The organism is Nostoc sp. JL23 (genome assembly GCF_017115065.1).
Lineage (GTDB): Bacteria > Cyanobacteriota > Cyanobacteriia > Cyanobacteriales > Nostocaceae > Nostoc > Nostoc punctiforme_A.
The window spans coordinates 120,659-134,209 of the sequence record NZ_JABXKN010000153.1; the positions used below are offsets into that span (position 1 = coordinate 120,659).

Annotated in this window: 11 protein-coding genes; 7 read left to right on the forward strand and 4 right to left on the reverse strand. The window is 40.9% G+C overall.

What is annotated here, in order from left to right; genetic code table 11:
• The first annotated feature begins 14 nt into the window (after positions 1 to 14).
• Both HWQ42_RS33345 and HWQ42_RS33350 read left to right on the forward strand, forming a co-directional pair.
• Positions 15 to 1,109, forward strand: coding sequence for an AAA family ATPase (locus HWQ42_RS33345; protein ID WP_292819864.1), 1,095 nt, complete (start codon positions 15 to 17; stop codon positions 1,107 to 1,109).
• Positions 1,070 to 1,762 carry a DUF4276 family protein gene (locus HWQ42_RS33350; protein WP_292819867.1) on the forward strand — a complete coding sequence of 231 codons (693 nt, stop codon included), beginning with the start codon at positions 1,070 to 1,072 and terminating at the stop codon, positions 1,760 to 1,762. Before HWQ42_RS33345 ends, HWQ42_RS33350 begins: the two co-directional genes overlap by 40 nt.
• 167 nt (positions 1,763 to 1,929) lie before the next feature.
• On the opposite strand, the gene HWQ42_RS33355 is transcribed toward HWQ42_RS33350, so the two are convergent.
• Both HWQ42_RS33355 and HWQ42_RS33360 read right to left on the reverse strand, forming a co-directional pair.
• Positions 1,930 to 2,484: a peptidoglycan-binding domain-containing protein gene (locus HWQ42_RS33355; protein ID WP_292819870.1), complete on the reverse strand. Its 555-nt coding sequence runs from the start codon at positions 2,482 to 2,484 to the stop codon at positions 1,930 to 1,932.
• 920 nt (positions 2,485 to 3,404) lie between these two features.
• Positions 3,405 to 4,121: an ROK family protein gene (locus tag HWQ42_RS33360; protein WP_292819873.1), complete on the reverse strand. Its 717-nt coding sequence runs from the start codon at positions 4,119 to 4,121 to the stop codon at positions 3,405 to 3,407.
• Between the two features lie 328 nt (positions 4,122 to 4,449).
• Here HWQ42_RS33360 and HWQ42_RS33365 point away from each other — a divergent pair, with 328 nt between their 5' ends.
• Positions 4,450 to 4,953 carry a 2TM domain-containing protein gene (locus HWQ42_RS33365; protein ID WP_292819876.1) on the forward strand — a complete coding sequence of 168 codons (504 nt, stop codon included), beginning with the start codon at positions 4,450 to 4,452 and terminating at the stop codon, positions 4,951 to 4,953.
• 441 nt (positions 4,954 to 5,394) lie between these two features.
• Here the strand turns inward: HWQ42_RS33365 and HWQ42_RS33370 are convergent, their stop codons facing one another.
• Both HWQ42_RS33370 and HWQ42_RS33375 read right to left on the reverse strand, forming a co-directional pair.
• Positions 5,395 to 5,961: a phycobiliprotein lyase gene (locus HWQ42_RS33370; protein WP_292819880.1), complete on the reverse strand. Its 567-nt coding sequence runs from the start codon at positions 5,959 to 5,961 to the stop codon at positions 5,395 to 5,397.
• 75 nt (positions 5,962 to 6,036) lie between these two features.
• Positions 6,037 to 6,717 (reverse strand): HEAT repeat domain-containing protein, encoded by a 681-nt coding sequence (locus HWQ42_RS33375; protein ID WP_099104155.1) that lies wholly within the window; start codon positions 6,715 to 6,717, stop codon positions 6,037 to 6,039.
• A 334-nt stretch (positions 6,718 to 7,051) separates the two neighbouring features.
• On the opposite strand from HWQ42_RS33375, the gene HWQ42_RS33380 reads away from it, so the two are divergent.
• The 4 genes from HWQ42_RS33380 (at position 7,052) to HWQ42_RS33395 (ending at position 13,213) form a co-directional block, all read left to right on the forward strand.
• Positions 7,052 to 8,059 carry a zinc-dependent alcohol dehydrogenase family protein gene (locus tag HWQ42_RS33380; protein ID WP_292819883.1) on the forward strand — a complete coding sequence of 336 codons (1,008 nt, stop codon included), beginning with the start codon at positions 7,052 to 7,054 and terminating at the stop codon, positions 8,057 to 8,059.
• 303 nt (positions 8,060 to 8,362) lie between these two features.
• Positions 8,363 to 10,351: a pentapeptide repeat-containing protein gene (locus HWQ42_RS33385; protein WP_292820278.1), complete on the forward strand. Its 1,989-nt coding sequence runs from the start codon at positions 8,363 to 8,365 to the stop codon at positions 10,349 to 10,351.
• Positions 10,352 to 10,885: 534 nt separating this feature from the next.
• Positions 10,886 to 11,548: a hypothetical protein gene (locus HWQ42_RS33390; protein WP_292819886.1), complete on the forward strand. Its 663-nt coding sequence runs from the start codon at positions 10,886 to 10,888 to the stop codon at positions 11,546 to 11,548.
• Between the two features lie 342 nt (positions 11,549 to 11,890).
• Positions 11,891 to 13,213 (forward strand): hypothetical protein, encoded by a 1,323-nt coding sequence (locus tag HWQ42_RS33395; RefSeq protein WP_292819889.1) that lies wholly within the window; start codon positions 11,891 to 11,893, stop codon positions 13,211 to 13,213.
• The last annotated feature ends 338 nt before the right edge of the window (positions 13,214 to 13,551 follow it).

Genomic DNA, 13,551 nt, shown 5'->3' on the forward strand with positions numbered 1-13,551 from the left:
CAGGAGACCATTGCATGAGCGATCTGACCAATGACAGCCAACTATCAAGGATTGTTTTGAAGGGCTTTAAGTCTATTGCTGAATGTGACCTTAAGCTTTTGAAACTAAACGTACTTATTGGATGTAATGGTGCGGGTAAATCTAACTTCATAGGCTTTTTTCACATGGTTCAGCAGATGATTGAGATGAATCTGCAAGTTTTGGTAAGCCGCCAGGGTGGTCCTGATGCGATCTTGCATTTTGGCCGTAAAACAACTGAGCAATTAGAGATTGAGCTTTATTTTGGAAAGAATGGGTATCTTGCTACGCTTGAACCAACTCAAGACAACCGTCTGATGTTTTCCAAAGAGTCTTTTTGGTGGGACAAGATCGGTGAACGTGAACTCGGCAGCGGTCATTTTGAGACTAATGCTTTACGGGGTAGCGGAACAAGAATTGACAAGTACATATTACCCACGATGCGGCAGTGGCGGGTTTATCATTTCCATGATACAAGCGACAGCGCTTATGTGAAGCAACCACACAGGATTAATGATAATGTTTACTTGCGTTCTGATGCGCGTAATCTTGCAGCTTTCCTATATTTGTTAAGTGAAAATTATTCGGAATCTTATCAGAGAATTGTCAAAACAATTCGACTTGTTGCTCCTTTCTTTGGTGATTTATATCTACGTCCTTCTCCACAAAACAATGAGGTTATCGAGTTGGAATGGGTCGAGCAAGGTCAAGATATTCCGTTTAAAGCTCATCTTCTTTCGGATGGAACACTTCGTTTTATATGCCTGGTTACAGTCTTTTTGCAACCTGCTTCCCTTCAACCCGAAACCATTTTGGTTGATGAACCTGAGCTAGGTCTTCACCCGTATGCAATCACTGTTCTTGCATCGTTAATTCGCTCCGCTGCAAAAGAAAAACAAGTTATTGTTTCAACTCAGTCGGTTGAACTGCTCAATGAATTTAGGGCGGAAGATGTAATTGTTGTAGATCGCGATCGTGGTAAATCATCACTCCGAAGATTGAATGAGGATGATTTACACGAGTGGCTTGAAGACTACAGCTTAGGAGAACTGTGGAAGAAAAATATCCTTGGCGGGAGACCTTCACGATGATCCGAATACACGTTTTTGTAGAAGGACAGACGGAAGAAACTTTTGTAAAAGAAGTACTCTGCCAACATCTTCAGCGAAAAGACATATACCTCAACCCCATTCTTGTGCGAACTAGCTCAACAACTAAGGGCGGAGTAGTAAGTTATGCAAAGATCAAGCCGCAATTAAATCGTAAATGCCTTGAGGATGGTTCGGCGTTCGTCACTACGATGTTTGATTTATATCGATTGCCAAATGATTTTCCAGGAAGCAGTTCTCTGCCTAGTACGAATGACCCATTTCAGAAAACTGAATATCTTGAGCAGCAAATGAGCGCAGACATTAAACACAAAAATTTTCTCGCCAATTTACTGGTTCATGAGTTTGAGGGACTCCTGTACAGCAATCCACAAGCTTTTCTCGCTTGGTTTGACCAAAATATAGTAGATAGCCTACATGCAGAGCGTAATTTATTCCTTTCACCTGAACATATTAATGAAGGCCCAACAACAGCCCCATCCAAACGAATTATCAGATGTTGCCTTGGATATGAAAAGCCATTACATGGCTCCTTGATTGCAATGGATATTGGGTTGGATACAATACGTCAGCAATGCCAGCATTTCAATCAATGGTTAACGCGTCTTGAAAAGATCAGCGGCAGTAATGGCTAAAGAAAATATATTGCCCTCAAAAGACAGTAAAAATGTTACTTGTGTTCTGCATATTTTAGAAAGTTTTCAGCATTATTATTAATTTACAAAAGTGATTTTTTCTTAGATTTCCATAAATGAATCAGGAATTATGAATAATACGAAGTTTCATAACTCCTAACTTCTAACTAAATTGTTAGCGCACTCCAAGTTCGTTGACCAACTACTCCATCTACACCTAAATTTTGCTGGTTTTGAAAGGCTTTGACAGCAGTCTCTGTTAGTGCGCCAAAAATCCCATCTACTCTCACAGCATAACCGTTAGTCACTAATAACTGTTGTAAGGCTCTGACAGCAATACCAGAACTACCAAAATAAAGAGTCGGTAGAGGTTGGCTACTAAACTTCTGGAACCTTCCTGTAGCCTTTGTACGGACTTTACCTTCAGACTGAAAAGACTTCTTAGGCTTACCTAAGTTAGAAGAAACTAGTCCCAGATTCTTTTTGCTAATTTTCTGAAGTATGTGTTCTTTTTCTAATTTCAGCGCTGAGAGAGAAGCTTGGGAAATCTCATCTGTCTGCATAAATTCAGGTGGCGTAACTTTAGCAGCTATCTCTAACTGACTGTGTTTTGACTGGTTTACGTAATTTTCCATCTGAAATAATTGCTGCTGTGACAAATTAGTCCCAGATGCTTGTCTTATTGTTAACACGCCCGTCATCATCAGGCCAATTTCATTCATTTTCGTTTATTTTACTTCAACCAATATTTCTTTTAACCAACAGTTGCTGTCCGGGATAGTACATACTGACCAAATAAAAAAGTCATGTACTAATTTTTCCAGGTAATATTTTTATGTTCATATTTGCTCACCCCCGATTCCATTTAATCAGATTAATATCATTAATCAAGCCATCAAGTTATCAGACATACTATCTAAATCAATCGTTTAGACAATAACATACTATACGATCGCGGGAATGCCATCAAACATATTTACCTAGTTATATTTAGCTCGTGCTTGGGATACTGATGTTGCTTTTATCATGTTTATACTGCCAGTAAAAATACTACTGGATTCATCAAGGCAGTTTTTTAACTATTGATTAAAAGCTCTTAATTTGAAATACTTTTTATCAATCACAACTTATGTCAATACGCTTGGGTTAAGGATTATTGGTTTTTGAAGACGCGATAAATCGCGTCTCTACAATAAGGGTTTTGTTGCTCATTCTGAACTGTATTGCAACTTATGTCGCTCTTTCAAGCTATTCTCGGAAAGCGCACACTTTCACATCAAAAGAATGAAACCGCACAACCTTGTTGCACGGTATGGAATTTGAGTTAAAGTTTAGATACTACATGACAAAATTACACCGAGGCATTGAACATAATGTTTGTGCAATTCTCTTGTCTAATCTGTGTTAAATTTTATATCATTTTGAAATTTTGAGAAAGGATGCACCTTACTCAAAAAGTTTGTAGGCGTAGGTCGCTCTTAGATATCGCTTAGTACAACATTTCATTAATTCATAGCGAATTAACTTTGGCAAAACTCTGCGTACCTTTGCGTTTACCTCTGTGTTCCTCTGCGTTTAAAAAAGTTACGAACTTACGCAAAGCTGTACTTAGTACTCTCAGTTGTGGATATTGAAAAACTTTTTATCTTTTTTCATCTCGCCACAAAGCTATACCGCCTAATAAACCAGTGATATTGGGGATGAGTTTGACATTTAAGGGTAACTGGAAATTCACTCTCACAGCTTCACCACCGCCAATATAAAGGTAGTCATAATTAAACAGATGTTGCAAAGATGCGATCGCTTTTTCTAAACGCCTATTCCATCTTTTCTCACCAATTTTTTCTAACTCTGCACGCCCCAACTGCTGCTCAAAAGTCTCTCCTTTGCGAAACGGATGATGCCCCATTTCCATATTTGGTACCAGCTTACCATCCACAAATAAAGCCGAACCAAACCCCGTACCCAGAGTAATCACCAATTCGACACCCTTACCTGCGATCGCACCAAATCCCTGCATATCTGCATCATTAATCACCCGTACAGGCTTGTTTAAGTGTTTTAATAATGCTGTTTCCAAATCAAATCCGATCCAATCTGGATGTAAGTTTACCGCTGTTTCCGTGACTCCACACCTCACCACACCAGGAAAACCGACCGAAACGCGATGAAATTCACCTTGAGCGGCAGCTAAAACTACAATTGCATTAATTACAACCTCCGGTGTTGCAGGTTGCGGTGTATCTAAACGCACTCTTTCGGTTACAGGATGCCCCGTAATATCCAAAACCATAGCCTTAACGCCACTACCGCCAATATCAACCGATAGGGTACGAATCGATCCATTTTCTTCAACCATTGATTTACATCCTTGTTAATGCTTGTTATTTCGTTATTAATTATGCTCTGCTGCATTTGATAATATCTTGGATGTTTGGAGAGTCTTTATATTGGTGGGGATCAAGGGAGCAAGGGAGAAGTTGCAGTAAATTTTTCCCCTCTGCCCCTCTGCCCCTCTGCTCCTCTGCCTTCTTTACCCTATACCCAAAGTTAAAAATCCCATACATTTCGATGCCGGACAGCATCTAGATTTGTTAATCTAAGAATAATGGAAATAGTACTGGCGTAGCTGCTTAAAATCTATCGGGCAGCAAATTTCTATTAAAAGTAATATAAGAGAAAGAATTATGACGGCGTTTGAACCTCAAAGCATCCGCTCGTATAGCCAAGAAGATGTCCAACAAATTCTGCACTTAGCGATCGCTCGTCAAGCAGATGATAAAGACACAGAATTTTCTTATGAGCATATATTAGAAATTGCTGCTGAGTTAGAAATTTCACCTGAGTCTTTAAAATTAGCAGAACGCGATTGGATATTACAACAGGGTCAAGTTCAACAGCGAAAAGCTTTTGACGCCTACCGCATCAGAAGATTTCAAAAACGCCTAAGCAAATATGCAATTTTCAATGGCTTTTTGATACTGCTTGATTTAATCACAGGTGGCGGAATTTCTTGGTCGCTGTACATTTTACTATTCTGCGGATTGCCTGTAGCGCTTGATGTCTGGAATACCTTTCAAATTAAAGGTGAAGAGTATGAAATGGCATTCCAAAAATGGAGTCGTAACCATCAGATTAAGAAAACCATCAGCACAGTTTTGAATAAATGGTTTAAGGTATTACAGGCTTAACAAAAACTTTCCCTAACCCTAACCCATCTCTACTTAATTCCCCCCAGAAACGGCTACGGTGTACACACAAGTCTGAAATAGCTGATTAACTAGGGTTTTACCCCACCCTAACCCTCTCCTTGCAAAGGGGAGGGAACTGGATTTCTTTTTTCCCCCCTTTATAAGGCTACCGTGTATACACAAGTTGAGTTGGGAATCAAATGGACACAAAAGAACGGAAAATTATTTTTAAAATCCTTGATTTTCCGTTAAACCTCTATCAATAAGCTGACACTCTTGATAATCAGCTTGCTCAGTTCAAAACCTTGCCTACTAAGGCTTGTATCTTACCAGGCAAGGATTTTAGGACTTGTGTATACACCGTAGCCTTTATAAGGGGGGTAATTTGACTTGTTGTGTACACCGTAGCCAGAAACGGGGGGAATTATTTTGCGATCGAATTTAACTAGATACTGAATTAGCCACCTCAGAAGCCTTCTCGGCTGGGGGAAAGCCACCCATACGAATCTCAGAAGTGAAGGAAGTGATACTAAATCCACCAAAACTTTTGAGGACGTTTACCCGCATTCGCAAATTGGGGCTAGCAAACCACAGGCGTTCCTCTGAAAAGATGGTTTCATCCTCTGTAGTTAGGATCAAAGCACCATCACTGTCAAATTTATAGCGTCCGGGAACTGGAGTTTTATTGGCATCAACTATTTCTCTCAGTAAACTGCCTTGGGCCGGATTATCCGCATCCGGTACTGAAACTAACACAGTTGAACCACTATGTTTTGCTTGATCCTTATCCATTGTGCCGTTCCAGGTAATTTTGGTAGCACAGGAAGCAGAACTAGGATTAATGTTGTAACTTTGACACAGCTTGATAACTTCTGGATGATCTAATGCCAGCGCCTCAATGATGATATCTGACTTACTATGTTCCGATTGGTTAAAAGCCAAATGTTGACTAGTACGATGAGAAAACCATTTACCAGTACTTAACTGAAAAAACTCTTCAATATTCATGAATGAAATTACCCTGCATCAAAATGCTAAAATTCCCACTTAATTATTATTAAAAGGTAACAGGAGGCTTTAATATTAAGCTTGATTGCCTATTTCCTCAAGCTTCTTGAGGCCAATTCTGGCTGCCTCAGCAACGTTGAAATGATTGTCTTTTTCCAGGTATTTTAAAGCTGAGACACTCTTGGGAGTGGGAAGATTTCCCAAGGCTTCTGCCAAACGCTGCCTGACTAACCAATCATCTGATTCGGCAAAGCGCAGGATCTTATCTACAGACTCGATGTCTTGAATTTCTCCCAGTGCAGAGATTGCAGCTTGTTGTAACACGACTTCTTTGCTATCCAATGCCTGAAGAAGAATTTGACGGGCACGAGGATCTTTAATATTACCTAGAGAAACGGCTGCACTAAAACGTACTAGCCAATCAGTATCTTCATAAAATGCCCGTGACAGTACCTCAAAGGCTCTAGCATCACCCAAATATCCTAAAGCACCGGCGGCATCAGCGCGTATACCATAATCGGGGTCATTTTCGAGAATTTTTACCAAAATAGAATAACATTCTGGCGTTGGCTTGATTCCCAGAGCAAATATTGCCATCGATCGCAGTTGCAAAGATTCGTCGTCTAGTACCTTTTTAATCAAAGGGACTGCATCCTCAGCCGCAACGTGACGCAGATTAGCAAGGGCTACCATGCGATCGCGTAAATTCGGACTTTCTAACTGAGTAGAAATTTCTTGTAAGCTTAGAGCTGCCATTTAGTTCAAAGCGTTTTCTTTACTTATCTTAATTTACCCGATCTGTTGATCACGCTGTCGCCCTACTGAAGTAGGAGTTTGGCGACTTTACAAAATGGCTCAATTATGAGTGAAGAATAAATAAATATTACTTACGTGAGATTATATATTTAATTTAGCAGTAATCAAGGGATAATCTTCAAAGCTCCAGTGGCTTGTTTTTTGTTGAATATAGATGTAGGGCGATCGCACCTTGTCACCAAAAATCGCACTTTTCCCTCAAACATAGCTTTGTGTCCGCCCTCTTACGTTAAAGTTGCATAAGAACGTGCATCTAAGCCAGGAGGAAAGAATTGTGAAAGCAGTCTTGATGACAGCAGCTGGCAGTCCCGAAGTTCTGCAAGTACAGGATGTGCCAAACCCTGCTGTTCCTGTAGGGAATACTGAACTTTTAGTACGTTTGGTGGCGGCTGGCATTAACCCCATTGACACTAAACTTCGGAGTCGAGGCAGTTTCTACCCCGATCGCACGCCGACAATTTTAGGATGCGATGGTGCAGGGATCGTGGAAGCTGTGGGTGCTGGCGTTCAGCGTTTTCGCGCAGGTGATGAAGTATATTTTTGCTATGGTGGCTTGGGCGCACACCAAGGGAATTACGCTGAATATACCGTTGTAGATGAGCGATTTGTGGCACGTAAACCCGCTTCCATTTCCTTTGCCGAAGCAGCAGCAGCGCCTTTAGTATTAATCACCGCCTGGGAAGCTTTATATGAACGGGGACGATTAGAACCTGGAGATCGGGTTTTGATTCATGCCGGTGCTGGTGGTGTTGGCCATGTAGCAATTCAATTGGCGAAACTCAAAGGTGCTACTGTTTCCACCACAGTGGGTTCTGAGGAAAAAGCTAATTTCGTCAAAGAACTCGGTGCCGATAGTGTAATTTTTTATAAACAAACAGACTTTGTACAAGCGGTATTAGATTGGACTGGCGGTGAAGGCGTAGACTTGGCTTTTGATACTGTAGGCGGCGAAACCTTTCACAAAACCTTCCCCGCAGTGCGAGTCTATGGCGATATTGTGACAATTCTCGAACCAGATGCCAATACTGTTTGGAAAACTGCTAGAACTCGCAACCTCCGCATTGGTTTAGAATTCATGTTGGCACCAGCATTGCTAGGATTACAGGATAGTCTCCACCATCATGCAGAAATTCTCGAACAATCTGCCACCTGGATCGATGAAGGCAAATTAAAAATCCATGTGAGTCACAAATTTCCCTTAAAAGAAGCAGCTAAAGCCCACCAATTAATTGAAAGTGGGTCTGTGGCAGGTAAAATTGTTCTGCTGATTAGTGACGAATGATCGAACAATTTGCATAATTTATCTTTTAAACGCATAGGCGCTTCTCTACGAGACGCTACGCGAACGCCTTCCCGCAGGGTAGGCACGCAGAGGTTAAACGCAAAGGTACACAGAGGAGTTTCTCTGCGTACCTCTGCGCTTCCCTTAGCGTTCCTTTGCGTTTTACTTCTCCTCCTCCTCCCCCTACCAGCTTCGGCAGCACAAACACAACCAGAACGCACACCCTTAACCCTAGAATTATTACAAGAACGACTACGCACACCAATACTCCGCGAAGGAAATTTAACTGTCGATTTGCAGAAAATGGCAATCGATTTGCGCCCAGAAAACGCCACCTTTCGTGATGCTTTTTACCAACTGTTGCGAAAAGAACTTGGAACAAAACCTCTGGGTCTAGACCTCAGCTATGCTCTGATTCTGGGAGATTTTGTCGGCAGCGATTTGGCTTTAAGAACACCACTGTATGCAAAAGCGATCGCACCTATTTTCACCGCTACCGAACAAGAAAAACTAGAACGTTTGCGCTTCGTTTGTCTAGAGTCACTGGCAATCGCTTTACCCAACTCTAAAGATTGTCGATCGCTTCTGGGAACAGAATCAACCCCAGCCAGTGAAATCGCCGTCTTTCGTGGTGTCTTAACACTGGTGCAAACTCGCTTCAACGGCGAAGTGAAGTTCTCCAATACATTTTTTCTTCAGTCTGTTGATGCCCAAGGTGCAACTTTTCTCCAACCCACTAACTGGACTGAAACCAGATTTGCTCGTCCCGTTAGTTTCACCAGTACCAACTTCCAGCAACCAAGCAATTTTCAGGGCAGTATTTTTTTTGAAAAAGCTAACTTTAAAAAAATTAAATTTCGGGAAATGGCTGATTTTCAAGGTAGTATCTTTGAGACAACTGCCAACTTTAACCAAGCAACTTTTAAACAGTTGGCTAAATTCAGTAGTGTCCAATGGCAAGGAAATGCTGATTTTTCGGAAGTGGATTTTGCCAATCAAGCCCAGTTTACTAAAGCAGGTTTTAATCAGTTTCTCCTTTTAACAGAAGCGACTTTTGAGCAAGGTGTAAGCTTCCGAGAAGCTGAGTTTAACCAATTAGTAAATTTGCAAGGTGCGAATATTCTTAACCAAGCAGATTTTAGTGATGCCAGGTTTGCTAAAGAGGCTTGTTTAAGCGTATCTGGTTTAACTTTTAACTCCAACCAAGCGAAAATTTTAGGTAATCCCGGTCAGATTGGTCAGATGTTCTGCATCCCAACATTGCAAGGTAATCAAAACGTCTTGCGGAATTTGGGGCAAAATTTCCGTCAGCAACAGCAAGTTGCGGATGCTAATGAACTGGAATATACAAAACAACGACTGCGATTAATCGAGTTTGGGCATCGTTTGACGGCTACAAATATTAATAGTGCAACTGTTGCAAGTTTGATTAGCCTGGGTTTTTCTGCAACTCAAGCCCAAGCGATCGCCCAGCGTCGTCTGGTAAAATCCTTTCGTAACAGTAGTGAGTTACTCACCATAGCAGACATCGATTTAGAAAAATATACCCAACTAAGCGATCGCTTAATTGTTGGCGAAACCCTTTCTATAGTTGGATGGTTACTGCAAGCTTGGAGTTGGTTGGCGTTGAGTGTATTGTTATTGTTGAGTGGCTATGGGACAAATTTTTGGTTAGTTTTTGGTGTGGGAGGATTAGCGATCGCTTATTTCGGTTTACTATTTTGGCTAGTAGATCGCTATCGTCGGCTGCATCCCGTACCAATTATTCCCACATCCTACGAAACCATTTCGATATTAGTCAGTTTTAGTGTTTTAGAATTCTTCAGCTTACTAGCGATCTTTCGGAATGCTGAACAACCTTGGCTGACATTGGGATGTCTTTTGATAATTATTGTCCCCGTCCCAATGGCTTTATTAATCCGACTTTACCAACAAGGTCGTTATCATGACTTAATGAACGTTTCTTACTTTACAGAAGACGGCACATTTCGCCAGTTACGATTATTGATTGGACGTTTGCCAGTGATACCAAGGAATCAGACGTTTCGTGAACGATATATGCCCTTGTTGTGCGATCGCCGTTGGAACTGGCTTAACTACTATGATTTTAGCCTCAACAACCTAGTTAAATTAGGATTTAACGACATTCGCCTGCGAGACGAACATTTACCCGGTATTATCTCTGCACTTGCTTGGTATCAATGGAGTTTGGGTTTAATTTACATTACGCTGGTTTTGTGGACACTTTCGCGTACAATTCCGGGATTGAATTTGCTGATTTATCTGAAGTAATCCCTGCACCTGAACCTTTTTTCGCTGCACTTCGTAACGATGCTAATACGATGCAACGTATGGCGGAGTGCTAGGAACCGTGCTATTTATTGTTATCAGTTTTGCGGTATTACGTCGGATAAAAGTAATAGAACCCCGGTTAAATGCAAATTAATTAAATATCTAAAAATTTGGCAAATTTATCAAAAGATTGTTCATTGCAATATAATCTTTAATCTAAATTTAATTTTATTAGACAAAGATATCAGTTTATTTCTGAAATCAATGTCTAAAAATATCTACAATTTTGATATATTTATCAAAATATTTTTCATTGTACTTCAAAATCAAATCCTATACATTGTAATTGTGAGTAGCAGTGATTAAAAATAGATTATCTCCACGTAACCAAAGATAACCAAATAATCTAATAGCTACTAACTAGTTCTGCTAACAAAAAGACAACAATAAAGTTATAAAGCGCACTTAATTTTTGTCTATTTTATGTTGCGAACTAGCAAAACTTTCATCAAAACAATAAGAGGATTAATCCTAATGGCAGAAGATTTGAGTAATAGCAGTAGCAGTAACTCCTCTACTAGTGGGAACAATCCGCTTGGACAATCACCCTTTGGTCGCTTGACAGAAGTTCTTAGTGATAAAGACCTCGCCAATCTATTTAGTGGTGTTGGTAATGGAGAAAGTGGCGGTAGCCCATTTGGTGGTGGTGCTGCTGCTGGGGGTGGTGCTGCTGGTGGCAGTCAGCCTGATTTAGCCTATGGTGGTAATCCTTTCGCTGGCGACAACTTCTGGAATATCTTTGCAGGCGGTGTAAACCCATCTACAGTTGGTGGTAGCCCATCCACAGGCGGCGGTATCCCATCTACAGTTGGTGGTAGCCCATCCACAGGCGGCGGAAACCAAGGTAGTGGCTACGACCCTTTGACTGGTAGTAGCAGCCAGACCTATGGTATTAGCACAACTGAAATACCGGACGGGTTCACTTTGAGGGCTACTATTGACAAGCTAGTTAACTCAAAGCTTGACAAGGAAGTGGGTGGTGGACAAACCTCGCCATTTCCTACTGGTGGACAAACCTCGCCATTTCCTACTGGTGGACAAACTTCAGCATTTCCAACTGATGGACAAACCTCGCCATTTCCAACTGATGGACAAACCTCGCCATTTCCTACTAGTGGACAAAACCCCTTCGCTTAATAGAATCCTTGCGAAAATCAGTAGATAAATAGAAGAGAACAATGATGAGTTCTTCAGTACATAGTATGCTAGTACAGCTTGGCACAAATAAACATATTATTCGATAAACCAGAAAAGCGTGTATTATCGCTGATGTGTCTTCTGCCTTATTGTACTAGTTTGCTATTTTACGCCCGAAACTCTTCTCAGGTAAAGGTTTAGGCAATATCTTCTGTTAGTTTGACGGTAAGATTATTAAAGCCTTTATTTTAGAAATATTTTGGATTTAGCAAATTCATAATTGGTATAAGAAGTACTGAAGACTCCATAATTTTTTAACTAAAAATAGGAGAATTAGTGCCAATGGAAGCGTCTGCTGTCAATCCCATTAATGGTGGAGTTAATCACTTAAATGCAGGTGGCGCTAGCAATCTATATAACGGTAATTCCTTTGCTGCCAATAACAGTTTGTCTGCTGCTAAGGACAGCCTGTTGATGGGTGGTAGCAATCTGTTATTAGGTAACGGTAGCAATCCGATTCCAGGTGGCGGTATTAACCCGTTTGCAGGTGATGGTGGCAGTGGGCTTCAGAAATTAATCTTTGAGCGATTAAAGTTAGTTCTGGGTGATAACTATTTCAAGGGTATTGATAACACATTAGCAGGAGGTAGTAACCCGTTTGCAGGCAGTGGTTATCCCATTCCAGGTGGGGCTACCAATCCGTTTGCAGGTAACAGTAATCCGATCGCAGGTGGGGCTACCAATCCGTTTGCAGGTAACAGTAATCCGATCGCAGCTGCTGGAAGTCTGCTTCAACAATCGCCTTTCGATCCGTTGAAAGAAGTTCTTGGTAACACTATACCCTTTAGTAACACTGGCAATACATCTAATTCAGGTAGCCAAACCTTTAATCAGAGCAACGCACCGGTTGGGAAAGGTAATAATAACTTTGGTAGTAATAACGCAACTATTGGTAATTTTAACTCGGATTATGGCAGTAACAGTGCAACCATTGGTAATGGTAACTGGAACTTTAATAATGACAACGCAACTATCGGTAATGGCAACTGGCTATTTGGAAAGAGTAACACAACCCTTGGTAATGGCAACTGGGATTGGGACAACGGCAGTAATAATGCAACACTAGGTAATGGAAATTGGCACTTCGGCAGTGACAACGCAACCATTGGAAACGGCAATTGGGATTTTGGTACTAATAACACAATTATTGGTAATGGTAACTGGGTTTTTACCAGTGGAAATGAAATTATTGGTAATGGTAATTGGTTAGCGAATACTGATAACACAAAGATTGGAAACGTCAATAATCTCAGCAGTTTAAAGTTATCCCCACTAGGGATAAAAACTGATGTTAACAATCTGATTGACTCTCTTATAGGTAAAATAGGTCAAAATTTTCTTGGGTTCACAGGAGATTTTGATGAATCGAGTAGCCAAACCTTTAACCGCCTCATCTCTTCTAAAAGTGTTGGTAATGATACTGGTATATCTAGCGATATTGAGCAACTTTTGGCATCACTCAGCCCAATTCAAGAAAATTTCATCAATTATCAGCCTGTGCAAAACCCTCAGCCTGTACCAGAATCTGCTTCTTCAGTGTCGTTGATAGTAATGGGAATGGTGTGTTTGCTGTTGTCACTCTTCAAAAAACAACAGCACTGTTAACGTAAATTTAATCTTTCTCAGCTGATTGCGATCGCACTTTCTGTTTCTCTACCAGGTTAACTTACAGCAGTAATTAGCGAGAATTGCTGCTGTTCGCGCCAAGCTATCCTCATGGAGACGGTTTGCGATGTCTACGACGGTCACTGAGCTTGTCCTGAGCGTAGCCGAAGGGCGCAGCCGAAGTGACGCACTATAGAGCAACTGATAAGTTAATTACAACAATTGTTGCAATGATTTAAACGTTTCTTATACATTAACAAGTAATTGTTGCAAAGCATGAAGCCTTTGCAGCAACTGCTTATACCTTTCTTGGAAATACTTAAACCTTTCTTATACAT

Coding starts and splice junctions, on each gene's coding strand:
- HWQ42_RS33385 (WP_292820278.1), top strand. CDS start 8,363: ATGGCAATCGATTTGCGCCCAGAAAACGCCACCTTTCGTGATGCTTTT.
- HWQ42_RS33355 (WP_292819870.1), bottom strand. CDS start 2,484: ATGAATGAAATTGGCCTGATGATGACGGGCGTGTTAACAATAAGACAA.
- HWQ42_RS33370 (WP_292819880.1), bottom strand. CDS start 5,961: ATGAATATTGAAGAGTTTTTTCAGTTAAGTACTGGTAAATGGTTTTCT.
- HWQ42_RS33360 (WP_292819873.1), bottom strand. CDS start 4,121: ATGGTTGAAGAAAATGGATCGATTCGTACCCTATCGGTTGATATTGGC.
- HWQ42_RS33390 (WP_292819886.1), top strand. CDS start 10,886: ATGGCAGAAGATTTGAGTAATAGCAGTAGCAGTAACTCCTCTACTAGT.
- HWQ42_RS33395 (WP_292819889.1), top strand. CDS start 11,891: ATGGAAGCGTCTGCTGTCAATCCCATTAATGGTGGAGTTAATCACTTA.
- HWQ42_RS33375 (WP_099104155.1), bottom strand. CDS start 6,717: ATGGCAGCTCTAAGCTTACAAGAAATTTCTACTCAGTTAGAAAGTCCG.
- HWQ42_RS33365 (WP_292819876.1), top strand. CDS start 4,450: ATGACGGCGTTTGAACCTCAAAGCATCCGCTCGTATAGCCAAGAAGAT.
- HWQ42_RS33345 (WP_292819864.1), top strand. CDS start 15: ATGAGCGATCTGACCAATGACAGCCAACTATCAAGGATTGTTTTGAAG.